Annotated in this window: 21 protein-coding genes; 12 read left to right on the top strand and 9 right to left on the bottom strand. The window is 62.0% G+C overall.

Annotation, left to right across the window (positions count from 1 at the left end; genetic code table 11):
- The first annotated feature begins 19 nt into the window (after nt 1–19).
- The 4 genes from ACM5SV_RS21025 to ACM5SV_RS21010 all read left to right on the top strand — a co-directional run bounded on the left by ACM5SV_RS21025 (nt 20) and on the right by ACM5SV_RS21010 (nt 2,531).
- On the top strand, nt 20–658 hold the full coding sequence (locus ACM5SV_RS21025; RefSeq protein ID WP_012759021.1) for a 2-dehydro-3-deoxy-phosphogluconate aldolase: 639 nt from the start codon (nt 20–22) through the stop codon (nt 656–658).
- 109 nt (nt 659–767) lie between these two features.
- Entirely contained in the window at nt 768–1,487 is a 720-nt protein-coding gene (locus ACM5SV_RS21020) for a tellurite resistance TerB family protein (protein ID WP_113546983.1), read from the top strand.
- Nucleotides 1,488–1,632: 145 nt separating this feature from the next.
- Nucleotides 1,633–2,328: a GNAT family N-acetyltransferase gene (locus tag ACM5SV_RS21015; protein ID WP_012759019.1), complete on the top strand. Its 696-nt coding sequence runs from the start codon at nt 1,633–1,635 to the stop codon at nt 2,326–2,328.
- Nucleotides 2,325–2,531 carry a hypothetical protein gene (locus tag ACM5SV_RS21010; RefSeq protein WP_012759018.1) on the top strand — a complete coding sequence of 69 codons (207 nt, stop codon included), beginning with the start codon at nt 2,325–2,327 and terminating at the stop codon, nt 2,529–2,531. Before ACM5SV_RS21015 ends, ACM5SV_RS21010 begins: the two co-directional genes overlap by 4 nt.
- Before the next feature lie 2 nt (nt 2,532–2,533).
- On the opposite strand, the gene ACM5SV_RS21005 is transcribed toward ACM5SV_RS21010, so the two are convergent.
- The 3 genes from ACM5SV_RS21005 to ACM5SV_RS20995 form a co-directional block, all read right to left on the bottom strand.
- Nucleotides 2,534–3,610: a nickel/cobalt transporter gene (locus tag ACM5SV_RS21005; protein WP_017995206.1), complete on the bottom strand. Its 1,077-nt coding sequence runs from the start codon at nt 3,608–3,610 to the stop codon at nt 2,534–2,536.
- Nucleotides 3,604–4,245, bottom strand: a complete 642-nt coding sequence (locus ACM5SV_RS21000) for a DUF1007 family protein (RefSeq protein ID WP_012759016.1) — start codon at nt 4,243–4,245, stop codon at nt 3,604–3,606. The genes ACM5SV_RS21005 and ACM5SV_RS21000 overlap by 7 nt, the downstream gene beginning before the upstream one ends.
- A 138-nt stretch (nt 4,246–4,383) precedes the next feature.
- Nucleotides 4,384–5,277 carry a LysR family transcriptional regulator gene (locus tag ACM5SV_RS20995; RefSeq protein WP_222014792.1) on the bottom strand — a complete coding sequence of 298 codons (894 nt, stop codon included), beginning with the start codon at nt 5,275–5,277 and terminating at the stop codon, nt 4,384–4,386.
- A 526-nt stretch (nt 5,278–5,803) separates the two neighbouring features.
- Between ACM5SV_RS20995 and odc2 the strand changes: the two genes are divergently transcribed.
- The 4 genes from odc2 (at nt 5,804) to ACM5SV_RS20975 (ending at nt 10,215) form a co-directional block, all read left to right on the top strand.
- A complete protein-coding gene (odc2, locus tag ACM5SV_RS20990; RefSeq protein ID WP_003542992.1) occupies nt 5,804–6,937 on the top strand; it encodes an ornithine/lysine decarboxylase in 1,134 nt (377 codons plus the stop codon).
- 94 nt (nt 6,938–7,031) lie between these two features.
- Nucleotides 7,032–7,622, top strand: coding sequence for a GNAT family N-acetyltransferase (locus ACM5SV_RS20985; protein WP_222014789.1), 591 nt, complete (start codon nt 7,032–7,034; stop codon nt 7,620–7,622).
- Between the two features lie 251 nt (nt 7,623–7,873).
- Nucleotides 7,874–8,902 (top strand): serine hydrolase domain-containing protein, encoded by a 1,029-nt coding sequence (locus tag ACM5SV_RS20980; RefSeq protein ID WP_222014844.1) that lies wholly within the window; start codon nt 7,874–7,876, stop codon nt 8,900–8,902.
- A gap of 155 nt (nt 8,903–9,057) precedes the next feature.
- The gene (locus ACM5SV_RS20975; RefSeq protein ID WP_222014788.1) at nt 9,058–10,215 is read left to right on the top strand and encodes a GGDEF domain-containing protein; all 1,158 of its coding nucleotides are present in this window, start codon (nt 9,058–9,060) and stop codon (nt 10,213–10,215) included.
- A 30-nt stretch (nt 10,216–10,245) separates the two neighbouring features.
- Here the strand turns inward: ACM5SV_RS20975 and cysE are convergent, their stop codons facing one another.
- The 5 genes from cysE to ACM5SV_RS20950 all read right to left on the bottom strand — a co-directional run bounded on the left by cysE (nt 10,246) and on the right by ACM5SV_RS20950 (nt 14,737).
- Nucleotides 10,246–11,064, bottom strand: a complete 819-nt coding sequence (gene cysE, locus ACM5SV_RS20970; protein ID WP_012759012.1) for a serine O-acetyltransferase — start codon at nt 11,062–11,064, stop codon at nt 10,246–10,248.
- Between the two features lie 122 nt (nt 11,065–11,186).
- The gene (locus ACM5SV_RS20965; protein ID WP_222014787.1) at nt 11,187–11,681 is read right to left on the bottom strand and encodes a GNAT family N-acetyltransferase; all 495 of its coding nucleotides are present in this window, start codon (nt 11,679–11,681) and stop codon (nt 11,187–11,189) included.
- A gap of 15 nt (nt 11,682–11,696) precedes the next feature.
- Nucleotides 11,697–12,686: a WD40 repeat domain-containing protein gene (locus tag ACM5SV_RS20960; protein ID WP_222014786.1), complete on the bottom strand. Its 990-nt coding sequence runs from the start codon at nt 12,684–12,686 to the stop codon at nt 11,697–11,699.
- Nucleotides 12,686–13,798 carry a CobW family GTP-binding protein gene (locus ACM5SV_RS20955; RefSeq protein ID WP_222014785.1) on the bottom strand — a complete coding sequence of 371 codons (1,113 nt, stop codon included), beginning with the start codon at nt 13,796–13,798 and terminating at the stop codon, nt 12,686–12,688. The genes ACM5SV_RS20960 and ACM5SV_RS20955 overlap by 1 nt, the downstream gene beginning before the upstream one ends.
- Before the next feature lie 150 nt (nt 13,799–13,948).
- Nucleotides 13,949–14,737, bottom strand: coding sequence for a creatininase family protein (locus ACM5SV_RS20950; RefSeq protein ID WP_012759008.1), 789 nt, complete (start codon nt 14,735–14,737; stop codon nt 13,949–13,951).
- An 85-nt stretch (nt 14,738–14,822) separates the two neighbouring features.
- Here ACM5SV_RS20950 and ACM5SV_RS20945 point away from each other — a divergent pair, with 85 nt between their 5' ends.
- The 3 genes from ACM5SV_RS20945 (at nt 14,823) to ACM5SV_RS20935 (ending at nt 17,463) form a co-directional block, all read left to right on the top strand.
- Nucleotides 14,823–15,335 carry a MarR family winged helix-turn-helix transcriptional regulator gene (locus ACM5SV_RS20945; protein ID WP_012759007.1) on the top strand — a complete coding sequence of 171 codons (513 nt, stop codon included), beginning with the start codon at nt 14,823–14,825 and terminating at the stop codon, nt 15,333–15,335.
- A 119-nt stretch (nt 15,336–15,454) separates the two neighbouring features.
- Complete coding sequence (locus ACM5SV_RS20940; protein ID WP_003542973.1) at nt 15,455–16,477, top strand: LacI family DNA-binding transcriptional regulator; 1,023 nt, start codon at nt 15,455–15,457, stop codon at nt 16,475–16,477.
- A gap of 29 nt (nt 16,478–16,506) precedes the next feature.
- Complete coding sequence (locus tag ACM5SV_RS20935) at nt 16,507–17,463, top strand: 2-hydroxyacid dehydrogenase (protein ID WP_128405912.1); 957 nt, start codon at nt 16,507–16,509, stop codon at nt 17,461–17,463.
- A gap of 91 nt (nt 17,464–17,554) precedes the next feature.
- Here ACM5SV_RS20935 and ACM5SV_RS20930 read toward each other — a convergent pair whose 3' ends face one another.
- On the bottom strand, nt 17,555–18,334 hold the full coding sequence (locus ACM5SV_RS20930) for a gamma-glutamyl-gamma-aminobutyrate hydrolase family protein (RefSeq protein ID WP_012759005.1): 780 nt from the start codon (nt 18,332–18,334) through the stop codon (nt 17,555–17,557).
- A gap of 293 nt (nt 18,335–18,627) precedes the next feature.
- Between ACM5SV_RS20930 and ACM5SV_RS20925 the strand changes: the two genes are divergently transcribed.
- Nucleotides 18,628–19,734 (top strand): TRAP transporter substrate-binding protein, encoded by a 1,107-nt coding sequence (locus ACM5SV_RS20925; protein ID WP_003552852.1) that lies wholly within the window; start codon nt 18,628–18,630, stop codon nt 19,732–19,734.
- Nucleotides 19,735–19,752: the final 18 nt, after the last annotated feature.

Raw genomic sequence — 19,752 nt, 5'->3', positions numbered from 1 at the left:
TTAAGGAGGTCGCGCGACCATGGGCGAGAAAACAGAGAAGCTCCTTTCCATCCTGAAACTCCAGCCTGTCGTTCCGGTCTTGATCGTCGACGATGCGAAATCGGCGGTTCTGCTGGCCCGGGCGCTCGTCGCGGGCGGCCTGAAGGCGATCGAGATCACCATGCGCACGCCGGCGGCACTCGAGGCCGTGCGCGCCGTCGCCGCCGAGGTCGAAGGAGCCGAAGTCGGCGCCGGCACGATCCTCAATGTCGCCCATTGGGAAGCCGCCGTCGAGGCTGGGTCGAAGTTCATCGTCAGCCCGGGCACGACGCAGGAACTGCTCGATGCCGCCGCCGATTCCGACGTGCCGCTGCTTCCGGGGGCCGCGACCGCCAGTGAAGTCATGGCGCTGCGCGAGGAAGGCTACCAGGTGCTGAAATTCTTCCCGGCGGAGCAGGCCGGCGGCGCCGCTTATCTCAAGGCGCTGTCCTCGCCACTTGCTGGCACCTTGTTCTGCCCGACCGGCGGCATCTCGCTGAAGAACGCCAATGATTATCTCTCGCTGCCGAACGTCATCTGCGTCGGCGGTTCGTGGGTGGCGCCGAAGGAACTGGTCGCGGCCGGCGACTGGGCTGGCATCACCAGGCTCGCGGCAGAGGCTGCCGCATTGAAGGCCTGAGTTTCGGCAGGGGCGGGTGAGCCTGACGGCTCAATCCCGCTCCCCATATTTGTATTTCAGCCGTCGCAAACCTATGTTCCCTCCAGCTTCAACAGGGAGATGACGAGGAATGTTCGACGCAAAAAAGCTTCTCGACCAGTTCTTGGGTTCGCAGGTGCCGGGTCTCGGCGGTTCGGTCCGCGACAGGGCGGGCGATGCCGTGCAGACGGCCAGGAATAATCCGATGAAGACCGGCGCGATTGCCGCCGCGCTGCTCGGCACCAAGACCGGTCGTGGTATTGCCGGTAATGCACTGGCGATCGGCGGTCTTGCCGCGATTGCCGGCCTCGGCTACCAGGCCTACAAGAATTATCAGGCCGGGCAGGCGCCCGCTGCCCCTTCCGATGCACCGTCCGCCAATAATCCGGTGCTCCTGCCGCCGCCCGTCGAATCCGGTTTCGGACCAGCGTCGCCCGCCGGCAGCAATGAATTCGTGCTGGTGCTGATCCGCGCGATGATCGCCGCCGCCAAGGCCGACGGCCACATCGACGATGCCGAACGCGCCCTCATCATGGATAAGGTCAAGGCCGCCGATGTCAGCGGCGAGGCCGCGGCCTTCATCGAGCATGAACTCGCTTCGCCGACGGATATCGATGCGCTCGTTGCCGCCGCGACGACGGAAGAACAACGCGTCGAGCTTTACACCGCCTCGCGGCTCACCATCGACCCGGATTCGCGCGCCGAGCGCGGTTATCTCGATCTGCTTGCCGGCCGCCTCGGCCTTGCCGACCAGCTGGTCGACCATATCGAGGCGACGGTGTCCTCCGCCAAGGTGACCTTGTCACAGTGACATCTAAAGCATGTCGCGCAAAAGTGTGCAGCGGTTTTGCGACAACGACATGCGTGGAAATAAGGGCCTAAAGCGCGACGCGCTTTAGGCCGGTTGCCTTTGTCGGGCGGCTGGCCTATCCACTCTTCCGAAAAGGGGAGTGACCATGCGCGATCTTGCAAATTTCAAGGGCTGCCCGGCGCCGAAGCCGGTCACGCTGAAGGGCCGTTTCGTTACCGTAGAGCCCTATCGGCGCGCCGAACATCTCGAGGCGCTGTGGGACGGGCTCGGCGGCATGGGCATCAATCCCCTGCTTCTCTATTTCGCCCAGGACGATTTCTCCGGTATCGACGATTTCGCCAACTGGCTGGAAACCGTCTACACCAAGTCCGGCTGGCTTACCCACATCTTTCGCGACAACGCCACCGGCAAGATTGTCGGCATGGCGAATTACATGCGCGCCGACCCGGCAAACGGCGTCGTCGAGATCGGCGGGGTGGCGCACGGGGCCGAGATGAAGCGGTCGCCGCTGTCGACCGAGGTGCACTACCTGATGGCCAAGCATGTCTTCGAGGATCTCGGCTACCGCCGCTACGAATGGAAATGCGACAATAATAACGAGGCAAGCAAGACGACGGCTGCGCGTTACGGCTTCAGCTTCGAAGGGGTCTTCCGCCAGCACATGATCTCCAAGCATCGCAACCGCGATACCGCCTGGTTCTCGATGATCGATGCCGAATGGCCGATGATCAACGATGCCTTCGAAGCCTGGCTTTCGCCGGAGAATTTCGACGCCGAGGGCAACCAGATCCGCCGCCTGCAGGATATCCGCACCGATCTTGAAAAGGAAAGACTCGCGTGAGCCCGGAAAGCCGCTCGCAGGCGACCGCCGCCGGCATCATCCTGCTTAGCGCCGCCCTCGTCATCTATTTCCTGCCGACCATCGTGCTGTGGATCGGCAATTTCTCGCCGACGCTGGCGATTGTCGTCGGCGTCTGCCTGATCATGGCGTTTTTCGCAGTCTTCTGGCTGCGGGCGCGCTACCAGCGCCGCCGGGGAAAATAATTTTATCCCTGCAGCGAGGCCCCGAGCAGCAGGGCGCCCATCAGCATGACGAGCACGGCGCCGAGGATTTCGATGGCGTTGCCGACCCAGATCGAGGTGGTCGAGCCGCGTCCGGAGAGGCGGACGGCCGCGCTCTTGGCAGTAACGGCAAGTGTGGCAAGCAGGGAAACGGTGATCGCCGTGCCGAGCGACATGGCGGCGACCGAAAGCACGCCGCCGAGATAGAGCCCGTTCAGCAGTGAGAAGGTCATGACCAGCAATGCGCCGGAACAGGGGCGCAGACCGACGGCTACGATCGCCGACCAGGCCTCGCTGGCGCTGAACCTGTCGCCGCCGAGCAGGGCCGGATCGGGCACATGGGCATTGCCGCAGGTCTCGCAGACCATGCCGGGAACGAAGGTATGGCCGGCTTCGACAGGCTGCGCCTTGCCGTTGAAGGCATAGGCTTGGCGTTCGGCCGCATTGTCCTTCCAGTCGAGCATCATGCTGACCGGACCGGCAGGCGTCGCCATCAGCCGGCGGCGCGGCATGTTGCCCACCAGCGAGCGCAGTTTGCGGAACAGCAGCCAGCCGCCGAAAAGGATGACCATGACGAAGCTTGCGATCTCCATTGCGTGGGTCGCCGCCGTCAGCGTAATGCCGGTGCCGCGCAGCACCAGCCAGGCGCCGCCGACCAGCGCCACCGCCACCACGCCCTGAACGAAGGCAGAAATGAAGGAAATCACCACGCCGCGCTTCAGCTCGACCTCGTTGGCGATCATGTAGGAGGAGATGACCGCCTTGCCGTGTCCGGGGCCGGCGGCATGGAAGACGCCATAGGCGAAGGAGAGGCCGATCAGCGAAGCCAGCTGCCAGGGGTCTTGGCGCATCGCCTTCAAGGCGCCGGTCAGCGCCCGATAGAAAGCCTGCTGCTCGTAATTGACGTAGAGAAATAGCGGCGCAAACGGCCCGCCGGTCGGCTGGAAGCTTGGTTCCGCCGTGCCGATGCCGAGCGGCGATTGCGCATGGGCGAGGCTTGCCGCCGTCACCAGCGCGAGGACGGCGGCGGAAAAGATGAGGGGAAGGCGTTTCGTCAGCATGTGACCTCCAGCCGGGTGGCGAAGAGTTTGGACATGTTGGTGCCGGTGGGATCGTTGAAGAAGGCGTCCGTCAGCGACTGTTTGTTTTGCGAGATCACCTCGTCGGCATCCGGCCGCACCACCTGATGTTTGCAGGCCTTGAAGCCGTCTCCGACGATCGCCAGCTCGTTGTCGGTGGGAAAATCGATCGAGGTGTAGAGCGTCGGGTCGTAGACGCCGAAGGTGAGCCTGCCCTTCAGCGGCATCTTCTCCACCGGCTTCACCGCGAAGAACATCAGCAGCTGGCCATCCTTGTAGTCGACATGGATGATGTCGGGCTTCTGGACGGTGATGTTCTTCCCGTTGATCGTCAGGTTCATGTAGTAGTCGTAGTCAGCAAGAGACTTCTTGACCGTGTTGCCGACGTCGGTCAGCTCGTTCGGTTCCAGCTTCAGGTCGGTGTTCTTGTCGAAATCCATGACCACGGAGGAGGAAAAGACCTCGTCGAAGCGCCAGACATTGCGCAGTTCCTCGACACTGCCGTCCTTGCCGGCCACGACTTCGAGGCGGGCCTCGATGAAGATGTGCGGATGGGCAAAGGCGGCGGCCGGCGCCAGCGAAAGAAGCGCGGCCATCAGTATCGTTGAATGTTTCATCTATCCCGCTGCCCTGTTCGCTGCCCCAGACTTCTTGCCAGAAATTGGGACGGAATTGGGACCGGACTCCGTATCGGATTCGTGGGGCCACACGTTGAAGCGGGGCGGAATGTCGCATCGCTCCGCAGGTGCGCCGCCCTACGGATGCTTCTTGAACCAGTTGTGCAGGTAATCGACGAAGATCCTTACCTTGGCCGGCAGGTAGCGCCGGTGCGGGTAGACGGCATAGATGCCGCGGTCGGTCGGGGTGTAATCGTTGAACAGGGTCACCAGTTCGCCGCTCTCGATCGGCTTGCGGGCGATGAAATCCGGGATGAAGGCTACGCCGATGCCGGCAAGTGCCGCGCGCAATGTCGCATGCGGGCTGTTGACCTCTATCGGTCCGGAAACGGCGACGGCAAACGAGGTGTTGTCGGGTTTGTGGAAGCGGATGCTCGCCTGGGTGCGCGCATTGGTATCGACGATGAAGGGGACGCTGGAAAGGGCCGTTGGGTGATCGAGATCGGGATAACGCTCGAGAAATTCAGGGGTGGCGCAGATATGGATGCGGAAATCCGAGATCTTGCGGGCGATCATGCCGGAATCTTCGAGCTTGGTGATGCGGATCGCCACGTCGAAACCTTCTTCGATCAGGTCGACGAACCGGTCGTCGGCGGCGATCTCCAGCGAAAGGTCCGGGTTCTCCTTGGCGAAATCGATCAGCGACTGGCCGACATCGGCATCGACGAAGGTGCGCGGCACGGAAATGCGAAGCCGTCCTTTGAGCTGTGCATTGTTCTCACGCACGAGATCGGCGAGGTTGTCGATCTCCTTCAGGATATCGGAGGCGGTGCGGTAATAGGTGTGGCCGGCTTCGGTCATGGAGAACTGCCGGGTGGTGCGGTTGAGCAGCAGCGCGCCGATCTCATCCTCCAGTTCACGCACATATTTAGAGAGCAGCGCCTTTGAGCGGCCGGTGCGCCGTGCCGCGGCGGAGAAGCCTTCGGCCTCGACGACATCGATGAAGGCGCGTATGCGGGTCAACGTATCCATGGCACCCCTCAGCTGTTTCGGAATATTGAACAAATTGCTTCCTATTGTTCAATTATTTTTTTAGCCCGAGATCAAAAAATCGCTTGATTATGAAGGCGAATATTCTTATTTCCCACTCAGCCCAAAGTCGCACGTGCCCATGGGTGTCCGCCGAACCCTCGAATTGGTGAGGAAATCGGTAAGGTACCTGGAATTAACCCCTCCAGTCGCTATTCCGGCCAACCGGAAAATGCGAGGACGCCTGAAGCAACGACGGTGCGGGCCTTTTTGTTCTCTCCCTGCTTTCCATCAGCGGGGGTTACTGAAGAGGCACACCATCATTGCCGGAAGTGCGGTTGGGATTCTCCCTCCAATCCATGGCAGACAAAGCCGAACTTACACCGCACCGCGGCGTTGGTTCACGATCTGCGCATCGAGCGCTTGCTATGGTTCCGGGGTCTCCACCGGCTGGTTCCAATGCGAGCTATCGTATGCCCTTTGTCCTCCGGTTGAAACCGGAGCTCTGGAATTGGAAGAGGGAATCGATATGACCACCCAGCGCATCCGCGACTTTCTCGCAACCCGACGTCCCGATGGTCCCTGCCTCGTGGTTGACCTCGACGTCGTTCGCGACAATTTCCACGCCTTCCGTCACGCCATGCCGGACAGCGCCATCTACTACGCCGTCAAGGCCAACCCGGCCCCGGAAGTGCTGAAGCTGCTTGCAGGCCTCGGCTCCAATTTCGATTGCGCATCCGTTGCCGAAATCGAAATGGCGCTCGAAGCCGGTGCAACCGCCGCCCGCATCTCCTACGGCAACACGATCAAGAAGGAACGTGACGTTGCCCGCGCGCATGCGCTCGGCGTCAGCCTCTTTGCGGTCGACAGCCACGAGGAAGTCGAGAAGATCTCGCGCGCCGCTCCCGGCGCCCGTGTCTTCTGCCGCGTGCTGACCGATGGTGAAGGCGCTGAATGGCCGCTGTCGCGCAAGTTCGGCTGCGTTCCCCAGATGGCTGTCGACGTTCTCGTCTACGCCCATCAGCTTGGCCTGCAGTCCTATGGCGTCTCGTTCCATGTCGGTTCGCAGATGACCAAGGTCGATGCCTGGGATTCGGCACTCGCCGATGCCAAGCGCGTCTTCGTATCGCTTGCCAAGCAGGGCATCCACCTGCAGATGGTCAACATGGGCGGCGGCTTCCCGACCAAGTACCTGCGTGACGTTCCGTCCGCAGAAGCTTACGGCAAGTCGATCTACCAGGCGCTGCGCACGCATTTCGGCAACCAGATCCCGCAGACGATCATCGAGCCGGGCCGCGGCATGGTCGGCAATGCCGGTGTCATCAAGGCGGAAGTCGTTCTGATTTCGAAGAAGTCGGACAATGACGATGCCCGCTGGGTCTTCCTCGACATCGGCAAGTTCGGCGGTCTCGCCGAGACGATGGACGAAGCCATCCGCTATCCGATCCGCACGGAACACGATGGTGACGAGATGGAGCCCTGCGTCATTGCCGGTCCGACCTGCGATTCGGCCGACGTGCTCTACGAGAAGAACCTCTATCCGCTGCCGATCTCCCTTTCGATCGGCGACGAGGTCCTGATCGAAGGCACCGGCGCCTATACGACGACCTATTCGGCGGTCGCTTTCAACGGTTTCGACCCGTTGAAGGCCTACGTCATCTAAGGTCGTTTCCGCCGGCCCCGTAACCAGCCGGGGCGGCAACTTCACAATTTTCCTTCATCGCCGCTGATAACGGTATTGGGTACGGGAGGCCAAGATGGCCGCTGTTCTTGATTCTGTCCGCGCATTCTTTGCGCCTACCACTTTCGCCATCGACGCCGAAAATCCTTCGGATGTCGTTGCGCGTGAAAACCTGCTCGACCGCGTCATGGGACCAGATCGCCGCAAGAAGTCGTCGGAGAAGATCCGCCGCAGCCGCGTTCCGGCCGAGGGCCTTGCGCTCGTCGCGCGCGATCGCGACGGCCATGTCATCGGCACGGTGCGGCTTTGGAACATCGAGGCCGGCGTCAATGACGAAGGCACGCCGATCAATGCGCTGCTGCTCGGACCGCTCGCCATTGCGCCGCATCACGGCGGCAAGGGCATCGGCTCGGCGCTGATGCGCGCGGCGATCCTCGAAGCGAAGAAGCGCGGGCACGGTGCCGTCCTGCTCGTCGGCGATGCTGCCTATTACGAGCGCTTCGGCTTCTTTGCCGAAAAGGCTCGCCATCTTGTCATGCCCGGTCCGTTCGAACGCTCGCGCTTTCTGGCGCTCGAACTGACGGAAGGCTGGCTCGACGGCGCGGCCGGCATGATCGTCGCCTCGGGACGCATGCTGGCCGGTGCCCCGGTTCGCCGCGCAGCCTAGCGCATCGATTCTAAAAGACGCGCGGCGCTGTAAGGCTGCGCCGACCGGCCGGCCAGGTTGGGAACTTTTCCCCCGGCTGGTAATATCCGCGCCGTTTGACCACCCAGGCAGGCGGGCTTGGTGTGGTTGCGGCGCGGATTGTATTTCTGGCATCAAGTTTCGAGAAGGCGCCGGCGCACGCGGAAACACAATCGCGTGAAAAGTGGCGCCGGCATGCGAACATATCGCGGCGATATCCTATCTTGCGCCACATGATCCGCATTCTCTCCCTTCTGCTTCTCCTCTGCCTGCCGCTTGCCGCAACGGGGCCGGCTGCTGCCCAGAGCACGGCTTCCACCGTCGGCGGGCTTGGTCCGCGTCTCGATCGCGTGGCGAGCGACCCCGCGATGCGGCCTTTGAAGACGGTCATTGTCGCTCGCGACGGACGCGTGCTCAGCGAACGTGGGTTTCGTGGTCATTCGCCCTCGGAATCGACCAATATCAAATCCGCTTCGAAGTCGATCATCTCGGCGCTGGTCGGTATCGCCATCGACAAAGGCCTGCTCATTGGGCCGGATCAGAAGATCGCGCCGATCCTGAAGGCCGATCTCCCTGTAACGCCCGACCCGCGCATCAACGACATCACCATCGGCAATCTTCTCTCGATGCAGGCTGGGCTCGATCGCATGTCGGGGCCGAACTACGGCCGCTGGGTCTCCTCGCGCAACTGGGTGCGCTTTGCGCTGTCGCAGCCTTTCGTCGATCAGCCCGGTGGTGAGATGCTCTATTCCACCGCATCCACGCATCTGCTGTCTGCCATTCTCACCAAGGTCGGCCGGCGGCCGACGCTGGTGTTGGCGCGCGAATGGCTGAGTCCTGTCGACGGTTTCCGCATTGGCGCATGGGAGCGCGATCCGCAGGGCATCTATCTCGGCGGCAATCAGATGGCAATGAGCGCCCGGTCGCTGCTTGCCTTCGGCGAACTCTACCGTAACGGCGGCAAGACCGCCGACGGCCGCCAGATCGTCCCCGCCGACTGGATCGCCCAGTCGTGGCAGCAGCGCACCAACTCGCGCTTCTCAGGCGATGAATATGGCTATGGCTGGTTCACGCGGCAGATCGGCGGCGAGCAGGTGCATTTCGCCTGGGGTTATGGCGGGCAGATGCTCTACATCGTGCCGTCGCTCGATCTCACCGTCGTCATGACCTCGGAAGAGAGCGGTCCGTCTGCCCGAAACGGCTACAGGGACTTGCTGCACGGTCTGTTGGCGGACATCATCGGCTCGGTGCGGGCCGCTTGACGACAGCGCCGCGCGTCTTTGAGTTGCGCAAAGGGTCTGTCGCATTTTGAACTATGCAGCAGGGAAAAACCGGCGATCGTTAAATTCTTAGCGAAGGCTCCAATCAAACCGCAAAACGCTTCCTGTAAGTTCCGCGAGAATTTCGGGAAAGCGCCATGCTGCTGGATCTCAGGACAATCTATTTCATTGTTGCCGTGAGCTGTTTCGTGCTGGGCATTCTCCAGCTTGCAGCCTATGCGACCGGTCGCTTCGAGAGGTGGCCGCTCTGGTGGGGCTTGAGCAACCTTCTTGTCGGCGTCGGTTCGTTTCTCGTCGCGCTACGCAATCTCGTTCCCACCTCTGTCTCGATCGACGGCGGCAATATCGTCACCATCGCCGGCTACATGCTGATGTTCTTTGCCGTACGGGTGTTTTCGGGACGAGCGCTCGACCAGCGCACTTTCTGGCTTGCCATCTTCGTCGTCAGCGTTCCTGTCGCGCTGATTGTCCGCGATCCCTCGGCAGTCTCGGCGAGGCTCCTCTACGTCTCCGTCATCTGCTGCCTCTGCGATCTTGCCGTCGCAAGGGAGGCAATCATCATTGCCCGGTGCGAGAAGCTGTATTCGGCAGCCCTGCTTGTCGGCCTCTACGCCTGCACTGCCGCGATTTTTGCGGTTCGCAGCATTCTCGCGGCGACCGGTGAGATTGGCGGGCCGGATCCTTTCGGCGGCAGTGCAGTTCACAGCTGGATGGCGGTATCGGCGGTCGCGTTCATCATGCTGCGCAGCATGGCGATGGTGCTGATGGCCGCCGAGCGCAGCCGAAATCAGCTGACGGAACTCGCTCACCACGATCCGCTGACCGGCGCCCTCAATCGCGGCGGCCTTGCCCAGCATCTGCCGGCGCTCGGCTTCCAGCCGGTATCGCTGCTGATCATCGATATCGACCATTTCAAGCAGCTGAACGACAGGCATGGCCATGCCGCCGGCGACGATATCCTGCGGCTTTTCGCCAGTGTTTCGAGAAGCATCATGCGCTCCGACGACCTGCTCGCCCGTCAAGGTGGGGATGAGTTCCTGGCGGTGCTGAAAAATGCTTCCCGGCAGGATGCGGTGATTATTGCCGAACGCATCCGTCTCGCCTTCGCCGCTGCCGTCCTGCAGCGACCGGATCTGGCGATCTTTCCGACGCTGAGCATCGGCGTTGCCGCGCGCGCGGAAAGCGGCGGAGATTTTGAACGGCTGATGCAGAAGGCGGACGAGGCGCTCTATCGTTCGAAGCGTGAAGGCCGCAACCGCGTCGAGGTCTTCAGCGAAAATCAGCAAGCCGCCTAGGATCGGGCGAATTCCCTATTCAGGACAGCTCTAGATATTCTGATCCATCGTCTCGGCCGGGATTTCGTCGACGCGGTGGACGCGCACGAGCGTCGCCGGCACGCCGGCGACCGTGCAATGCGTGGGAACCGACTTGAGCACGACGCTGCCGGCGGCGACTTTGCTGAAGGCGCCGATTTCGATATTGCCGAGGATCTTGGCGCCCGCGCCGATCATCACGCCGTGGCGGATCTTCGGGTGGCGGTCGCCGGTCTCCTTGCCGGTACCGCCGAGCGTGACGTTCTGCAGGATCGACACTTCATCCTCGATGACCGCTGTTTCGCCGATGACGATGCCCGAACCGTGGTCGAGCATGATGGACGCGCCGATCCGCGCCGCCGGATGGATATCCGGGCCAAAGACCAGCGAAACGAGATTGGCGAGCCAACTGGCGATCTCCGGACGGCCGGCGGTCCAGAGCGCATGGGCGATGCGATGCGTCTGCAGCGCATGAAAGCCCTTGAGATTGAGAAGCGCGTGCAGAAATGTCGTGCAGGCCGGATCGCGCTCGCGCACGGCGATGAGATCGGCCTCGACCTTTCGCATGATATCGCCATCAAGTGTGGACAGGATGAGATCGAACAGATCACCCGTTTCCACCTGCGCCACGGAGAGCCGCGCGGCCAGCACGCGGGCGATGATCTCATCGTTGCCAGCGGTGTCCGTTACCTGAGCGGCAAGCAGCCGCCGCAATATCGGCTCGCGTGCGGCAAGCTCAACGGCCTCGGCGCGGATCACGGTCCAGACGGATGCGTCGCCCAAAGCCTGCGGCTGTTGTTCGGTCAAACCGAGGCCGGTCGATTTCGACATTCTCGTTTCCTCTATCAGCCAAGGTGGCGCGCAAAGCGCTTCCTGCTCGTGCTTCATGTTTCGCCCGGGCAAGGCGTTTGGCAAGCCCCGATATCCTATGGCCTTGGGTCCGATAGCATATTCTAGCCGGATGGCTGCAGGCGAGCAGTCAGCTCCGGAAGCAGGCGCCAATGATAGAGTACATCAGGCTCCCGTTCTTCGTTGTCGGCGCCATCGGTCTCCTCCTCGGCGATAAAACCGTGCCGTTCGTAGAAAGCGCGAGCGCCCGCATTGCGCTGAAACGTCCAGAGCCTGATCGCGTTCATCTCCTCCTTGGCGCAGCCAAGGAGGGAGGAGCCGATGCCCATGCCCTGGAACCCGGGGAGAACGTAAAGCTGCTCTATCCAGTTGTCGCCATAGGCGATGACACCTACGAGCCGGTTGCCCATGGCAGCGCCGAGGATCGAGCAATTCGGTAGCACATGCATGCGCCAATACTGCTCCTCTTCCTCGGGCGTATGGACATCCGGCAGCCAGGGCAGCCGCTGCCACAGGGCGACACGTCTGATTTCGGCCGCGGCTTGCATGTGATTGGCCGTGAGCGCCACGATTTCGGATTCCGTCAAGGCGTCGTCCATCGCCGGCAACGGGCCTCAAGCCGAAATATCGACGACGCCGCAGTCGCCGGCTTCCGAGCCGAAGGCGAGCAGCTTGCCGTTTTTGCTCCAGCTCATCGCCGTGACCGCACCCTTGCCGGGTCGGCGCAGCAGCGCCTCCTTGCTGTCGGCGATGCGCACGGCGAGGATCATGCCGTCGATGAAGCCGATGGCGAGGATGTCTTCGAGCGGATGGAACTTCACCGCGGTCGCCATTATATTGGCGCGGGTGCCGAGCTCCAGCGGCGCCTTGCCCATCGGCCCGTCCTTGCCCTGGAAGGGCCAGACGATTGCCGCAGGCGCGCCTGAAGACGCGAGCCACTTGCCCTTGACCGACCAGGAGAGTGATTTCACCTTGGAAGGGTAGCCGGTCATGCGCATGTGGCGGGCTTCGGTGCCGGGCTTGATGTCGAGCTTCCAGCCGTGCAGTGCGTTTTCCTGCATCGAGGTGACGAGGAAATTACCATCAGGCGAGAAGGTGACGCCGGTATGCGCACCCTTCCATTCCAGATCGACCGGCTTGGCGTTCATGCCGATCCAGTGCAGCGACACACCGTTGTAGCGCGCCGCGGCGATGCGCAGCCCCTTCGGCGCAAAGGCAAGCCCTTCGACGGTGCGCTCCTCGGGGAATTCCTTGGTCGTGCCGTCGGCAAGGCGCACCAGCGAACTCTTGCCGTAGGAATAGGCCACGGCACCCTGCGGGCCGGCTGCGACCTGCGAAATCCACTTGCGCGGCGCGGTCGCGATTTCGCTGACGCTGCCGTCGGCGGCAATGCGCAGCACCTTGCCGTCCTCGCCGCCCGAGATCAGGCTCTCGCTATGGGGATCGCGGATCGCGGTGAGCATGCCCTGGTGGGCTTCGGAAACCCTGTCGCCGCCGTCCAGCCGGTGGAATGTACCGTGTGCGCTTGCGAAGAAGGGAACATCACCTAAAAATTCGACGGCCAGAACGTGGCCGTCGAGATCAAGCGGTGCAACTGTCGGCATCAGGCGGCTGCCTCGCAGGCCTTGAAGGAGGCTTCGAGCTTCTCGCGGTCAAGTTCGCGGCCGATGAAGACGAGACGGCTCTCGTGCTTTTCGCCTTCCTTCCACGGCCGCTGGTGGTCGCCCTCGATGATCATGTGCACGCCCTGAACGACGTAACGCTCGGGATCGTCCTTGAAGGCGATGATGCCCTTAAGACGCAGGATATTTGGCCCCTGCGTCTGGGTGACCTTCTGGATCCAGGGGAAGAAGCGCTCCGGGTTCATCTCTGCGCCGCGCAGCGACACCGACTGCACCGTCACATCGTGGATCGCCGACATCGCGCCATGTTGATGGGCGCCATGGTGATGATGGTCGTGGCCGTGGTCACCATGCTGATGATCGTGATGATCATGGTCATGATGGTGGTGGTCGTGATCGCAATCGGGGCCGCAGACATGGTCGTCATGGCCCTGCTCGAGGAAATGCGGATCGTTTTCGAGCGCGCGCTCCAGGTTGAAGGCGCCCTGATCGAGCACGCGGGCGAGGTCGACGCCGGAGCGGCTGGTCTTGTAGACTCGGGCGGCCGGGTTGATGGCGCGGACGATATCCTCGATCACATCAAGTTCTTCCGGGGTCACCAGGTCGCTCTTGTTGATGATGACGACGTCGGCGAAGGCGATCTGGTCCTCGGCCTCCCGGCTGTCCTTCAGGCGCAGCGGCAGGTGCTTGGCATCGACGAGGGCGACGACGGCGTCGAGCTCGGTCTTGGCGCGCACATCGTCATCCATGAAGAAGGTCTGGGCGACTGGTACCGGATCGGCAAGGCCCGTCGTCTCGACGATGATGCCGTCGAAGCGGCCGGGGCGGCGCATCAGGCCTTCGACAACGCGGATCAGGTCGCCGCGCACCGTGCAGCAGACACAGCCATTGTTCATCTCGTAGATTTCTTCGTCCGACTCGACGATCAGGTCGTTGTCGATGCCGATTTCGCCGAATTCATTGACGATGACCGCATATTTCTTGCCGTGATTTTCGGAGAGAATGCGGTTGAGCAATGTCGTCTTGCCGGCGCCGAGATAACCGGTGAGCACGGTAACGGGAATGGGCTTCAGGGTGGAGATCGCGTCGGTCATGAGAACCTCTAGGATTTAGGCGTGCGGCCGAGCGGCTTGGGATCGGCTGCTTGAACGGTTGGTCTCATATAATGGCTTGAGCGTGGCAGTTCAAAGGGTTTTATAATGTTATAAGATCACGTCGTCTGACCGGTGCAGATGCCCCCATAGTCACCGCAGTTGCGCGACATCGAATGCATCGACGTCACTCAGCAATTCCACCAGTCCTTTTACCGCATGGGCAATCAGCGCCTCGCCTTTCTCTACTGTGGCGGCGGCGGCGTTTCCCGCCACGCCTTCAGCATTGAGGTCCGACATCTTCCAGCCGAAGGCGTGCGGCCCGTAGGCGCGCAGATGCTTGAAACGCTCGGCGAATTCCGTCTGCCGCGAGGAAAAGTTCGCCGCCTTCGCCATATCAACCTTGTCGGGATGAAGCGCCAGCATCACCGATGTCTCGATATCGCCGCCATGGATGCCGATCGCCTTTTCCTCCGGCGTGACCACGCCATCCGGCAGGCCGAAACGGGTCCAGCTCGTTGCCACCGCCAGCATGGCGAAGCGGAGCCGCGCCTCGGTCGCGACAATGGTCACGATCGGCGAATTGCCGCCATGGGCGTTCAGCATCACCAATTTGCGGATGCCCTGCTTTGCCAGCCCCTCGGCGATGCCGAGCCAGCGGTTTACCGCTTCGTCGAAGGCAAGCGTCTTCGTTCCTTCAACATCCATATGCTCTATGGAATAGCCGACAGATTCGGCGGGCAGGAAGGTGACCGGCAGGCCGGCAGGCAAGGCTATCTTCAATCGTCCGGCGATGCCTTCGGCAATCAGGGTGTCGGTTTCGAAGGGCAGGTGAGGGCCGTGCTGTTCATGGGCGCCGAGCGGCAGCACGGCGATCAGATGGCGCCCGTCAGGTGTAGAGGCCGGGTTGCTGTCCTCGAAGCGCGGCGAAGGTGTCATCATCCGGTCGTTGCCTCTTGTTTATGACGAGATCCTGAGCAATGTCATATCGCAGCGGCGTCGGGGCTTAAAGATCAAAGGGATGGCTATGGGAAAGAAGCACAAGGACGGCAAAAAGAACAAGTCCAAGAAGAAGGACCAGACCGAGTATACGCTCGTCGATCTCTCTCCGGCTCTGACCCAGGCGGCGCGTTCCATGCGGACGGTACTCTCGCGCAACCTGCTCGAAAGCGGCCTCTATGCCGGCCAGGACGGCGTCATCCTCTCGCTTGCCGAGAGCGACGGCATGACGGCCGGCGGCCTTGCCCAGAAGCTCGGCGTCAAAGCGCCGACGATGACGCGCACCATCGGCCGCATGGAAGCGCAGGGCTTTCTCGAGCGTAAGCCCGATGCGGAGGATGCGCGCCTCACCAAGGTCTATCTCACCGAACTCGGCCGCGGCAGCGTGCAAGGGATCGAGATGGCGGCCTCGGCCTGCGACAAGTTGGCGACGCAGGAGTTCTCCGAGAAGGAAATTCGCAATCTCGTCCGATTGCTGAAGGCGATCGATGCCAATCTGCAGGCCGAAGCCATTCATATCGAAGAACCGGACGAAGACTGAAATTTCCCCGAAAGACGAATTGCTTCCATCGATTAAATCTTTTAATTAAACATTTTAAGGGCCGCGCCGGTTTGACGGCGGGGTCTTGACTGCCTTGCGTGCTGCCTGGAGGAGGACACGTGGTTCAGAAGATCAAGCTTTCGACAATCGCCGAAACGCTCGGCATTTCTACGGCGACCGTATCGCTTGCCTTACGCGACAGTCCGCTCGTTGCCGGCAATACCCGGGAGAAGATCAAGGAACAGGCGCGCGCGCTCGGCTATATCTACAATCGCCGTGCCGCCAGCCTTCGGACCTCGCGCTCCGGCATCATCGGCGTCGTCGTGCACGACATCATGAACCCGTTCTATGGCGAGATCCTGAAGGCGATCGAAAGCGAGCTTGATCGCAGCCGCCACACCTTCATCCTTTCCAACCATTACGACAATGTCGAGAAGCAGCGCACCTTCATCGAGACGCTGCTGCAGCTCGGTGGCGACGGCGTCATCATGTCGCCGGCGATCGGTACTCCGCCTGAAGACGTGCAGCTGGCAGAAGACAACGGCATGCCGGCGATCCTCGTCGCCCGCTCGATGGAAGGGCAGGACCTGCCGACCTATCGCGGTGACGACAGCTACGGCATCTCGCTTGCCACCAACCACCTGATCGGCCTTGGTCATCGCTCGATCGCCATGATCGGCGGCACGGACCAGACATCCACCGGCCGCGACCGTTACCAGGGCTATGTCAATTCGCTGCGCAAGGCCGGCATCGAGGTCGATCCGAACTTGCGCATTCCCGGTCCGCGCTCGAAACAGGGCGGTTTCGAGGCGGCCGTGCATTTCCTTTCGCTGCCGCAGAAGCCGACCGCGGCCGTCTGCTGGAACGATCTCGTAGCGATCGGCCTGATGAACGGCATTGCGCGCGCGGGCCTGGTGCCGGGACGCGATATTTCCGTCACCGGCTACGACGATCTCGAGGAGGCCTCGATCGCTACGCCTGCGCTAACGACCGTCTGGAACGGTCAGGCCGAGGTCGGGCGCCTGGCCGCTCGGGCGCTGCTCGATCGCCTTGCCGGCAGCCATGAGCCTGATGGCATGCATCTGATCAAACCGGAAATGCGCATTCGCCAGTCCACCAGTCCCCATCGGCCGCGCGCCTGAACCGACCGCCATATCCAAGAGGAAAAGCCATGTCCCGCATCGCCATTCTCGTTCCTGGGAAGATACACGAGCGTGTTCTCGAAAGGTTGAAGGATCGGTTTGAGATTATCGCCGTCCCACGCGAGGAGAAGCTTGCGCTAGACGGCGAGACTGCCGGCCGTATCCGCGGCGTCGCCGTGTCCGGCTCCTTCCCAGGCGCCTGGATAGACCAGCTGCCGCATGCCGAAGTGATCGCCAATTTCGGTGTCGGTTATGACGGCGTCGATGTGAAACATGCCGCCGAAAAAGGCATTGTCGTCACCAATACGCCTGATGTGCTGAACGACGAGGTCGCCGATACGGCGATCGGCCTGCTGCTGAACACGGTTCGCGAGTTGCCGCGGGCCGAAGCGTGGCTGCGTGCCGGCAACTGGAAGCCGGGAACGGCCTATCCGCTGTCGCGCTTCTCGCTCAAGGGCCGCCATATCGGGCTTTACGGCCTTGGCCGCATCGGGCTCGAAATCGCCAAGCGGCTGGAGCCGTTCAAGGTGAAGATCAGTTATCACACACGTTCGCGCCACGCCGATGTGTCCTACGATTATCACCCGACGTTGAAGGGGCTGGCGGAAGCGGTGGATACGCTGATCGCCATCGTTCCGAAGACGCCGCAGACACACAAGACGATCGATGCGGATATTCTGGCAGCACTCGGCCCAAACGGCATTCTCGTCAACGTCGGCCGTGGCTGGACGGTGGACGAGGCGGCGCTGAGTGCCGCTCTTGCCTCCGGCGCGCTCGGTGCTGCCGGCCTCGACGTTTTCTATGAAGAGCCGACCGTGCCGGCCGACCTGCTGGGGCCGACCAACGCCGTGCTGCTGCCGCACGTCGCCTCCGCGTCCGTGCCGACACGCAATGCAATGGCCGATCTCGTTGCCGACAATCTCATCGCCTGGTTCGATAAGGGTGCGGCGCTGACGCCGGTGCCGGAGACGCCGCAGAAGGCCTAGGCGCGTCGGATAGAATTCTGCGCCTGGCTCAACCACGAACGCGACGACGATCACCGTTGATTGATGTTTCCACGCCCGGTGGGTCTGGTGGTCACGCGATCGCCTGCGCCGGGATGACCGGCCGCTTGGCGGCGGCATAGGCGCGGACGGCGTCGCCGAAAGCAGCGAACAGCTGGTTCGAAGACTTGTCGGTTTCAGCCCAATATTCCGGATGCCATTGCACGCCGACGGCGAAAGCCTTGGCGTCGATAACGGAAACGGCCTCCACCGTGCCGTCCTCGGCGATCGCTTCCACCTGCAGGCGTGGGGCGGTTCTGGCGATTGCCTGGCGATGCAGGGAATTCACGCGGATCTCGCCCGGACCGAGAATGGCTGCGATGCAGGAACCTTCCTTGACGTGGACGGTCTGGCGAATGGCGTACATGCCGTCCCGGTCGACGCCTTCTGGCCGGCGATGGTCCCAGATGCCGGGCTGCTCCTGAATCTCGCTTGCCAGCGAGCCGCCGAGGGCGACATTCAGCTCCTGGATGCCGCGGCAGATGGCGAGCAGCGGGATGGCGCGGTCGATGGCGCGGCGGATGAGCGGCAGGCTGGTGGCGTCGCGGGCGGGGTCGAAGGGGCCGTCCTTGTCATTCGCCTCGGCACCGTAGAGCAAGGGATGAACATTGCTGGCCGAACCGGAGACAAGCAGACCGTCGACGCGGTCGAGGATCGCGTCGGTATCGTAGCCCTCCTCGAAAGCGGGGATGATGAAGGCCATGACACCGGATGCGTTCAATGCGGCGCGCAGATATTGATGCTGCACGGCATGCCAGGTCGCGCCGTCGAAGCTACGGATATCGGCAGGAATGGCAACGATCGGTTTCGTCATATCAGCCCCGGTGAAAATCTTTATTCTCGTCGTTTCTTCCGCCTGAACGGCCGTCAAGTCAACGCTTGGCTGCATTAGGCGGCCAAATTGCGACGGAAGCGGCGCCCTGCCTTTCCGGTTTACCGCTAAGCCGCTGATTCTGATGGATACGTGCGCGTTGCCTTATTGCCGTCTTGATGCCAAAGGCTAATAGACTAAAGCTTGAATCGCGGCTTGCGCCATGCTTAGCTTTGCCCTTGCTGCGGGTAGGGGTGAGATTGGCCGCGCAGTGTCATCTATATGGGAGGTTTTTGATGGATCGTCGTTCGTTTTTCAAGAAGGCGGGAACCGCCGGCGCCGGTGCGGTTGCCGCAACGGCATTGGCAGCGCCTGCGATCGCGCAGGAGAATCCGAAGATCGCGTGGCGCATGACGTCGTCGTTTCCGAAGAGCTTGGATACGATCTATGGCGGCGCCGAGGATATCGCCAAGCATGTTGCCGCGGCGACGGATGGCAATTTCACGATCCAGCCCTTCGCGGCCGGTGAAATCGTGCCGGGCCTGCAGGCCGTCGATGCCGTTGCCGCCGGTACGGTCGAAGCAGCCCATACCACCTCCTATTATTTCGTCGGCAAGGACCCGACCTACGCCATCGGAACGGCCATTCCGTTCGGGCTGAACAGCCGTCTGACCAATGCCTGGTACTATGAAGGCAACGGCAACAAGCTGATGAACGAGTTTTATGCCACGCAGGGCATGTATGCGCTGCCGGCTGGCAATACCGGTGCGCAGATGGGCGGCTGGTTCCGCAAGGAAATCAATACGCTCGATGACCTCAAGGGCGTCAAGATGCGCATTGCCGGCCTTGCCGGTCGCGTCATGGAGAAGGTCGGCGTCATCCCGCAGCAGATCGCCGGCGGCGATATCTATCCGGCGTTGGAAAAAGGCACGATCGATGCGGCGGAATTCGTCGGCCCCTATGACGACCTGAAGCTCGGCTTCCACAAGGTGGCGAAGTACTACTATTATCCGGGCTGGTGGGAAGGTGGCCCGACGGTGCACGGGTTCTTCAATCTCGAAAAATGGAGCAGCCTGCCCAAGCATTATCAGGCAGCGCTGACCGACGCCTGCGCCTTCGCCAACACCAACATGCTGGCGAAGTACGACACGAAGAACCCGACCGCGCTGAAGCAGCTGGTCGCGGAAGGCGCGACGCTGCGCCCGTTCAGTCAGGAGATCATGGAAGCCTGCTTCCAGGCGGCGACGGGCATCTACAGCGAAATTTCGGGCACGAACCAGTATTTCAAGAAGATCTACGACGACCAGACCGCCTTCAAGCGGGATGCCTATCTGTGGATGCAGCTGTCGGAGTACACCTTCGATACGTTCATGATGATCCAGCAACGGGCCGGGAAGCTTTAAGGCTTTCCGCCGGCAGGC

The sequence above is a fragment of the Rhizobium sp. CRRU65 genome (assembly GCF_048551595.1).
Classification (GTDB): Bacteria; Pseudomonadota; Alphaproteobacteria; order Rhizobiales; family Rhizobiaceae; genus Rhizobium; species Rhizobium leguminosarum_J.
This window is presented reverse-complemented; position numbering and strand designations above follow the sequence as displayed.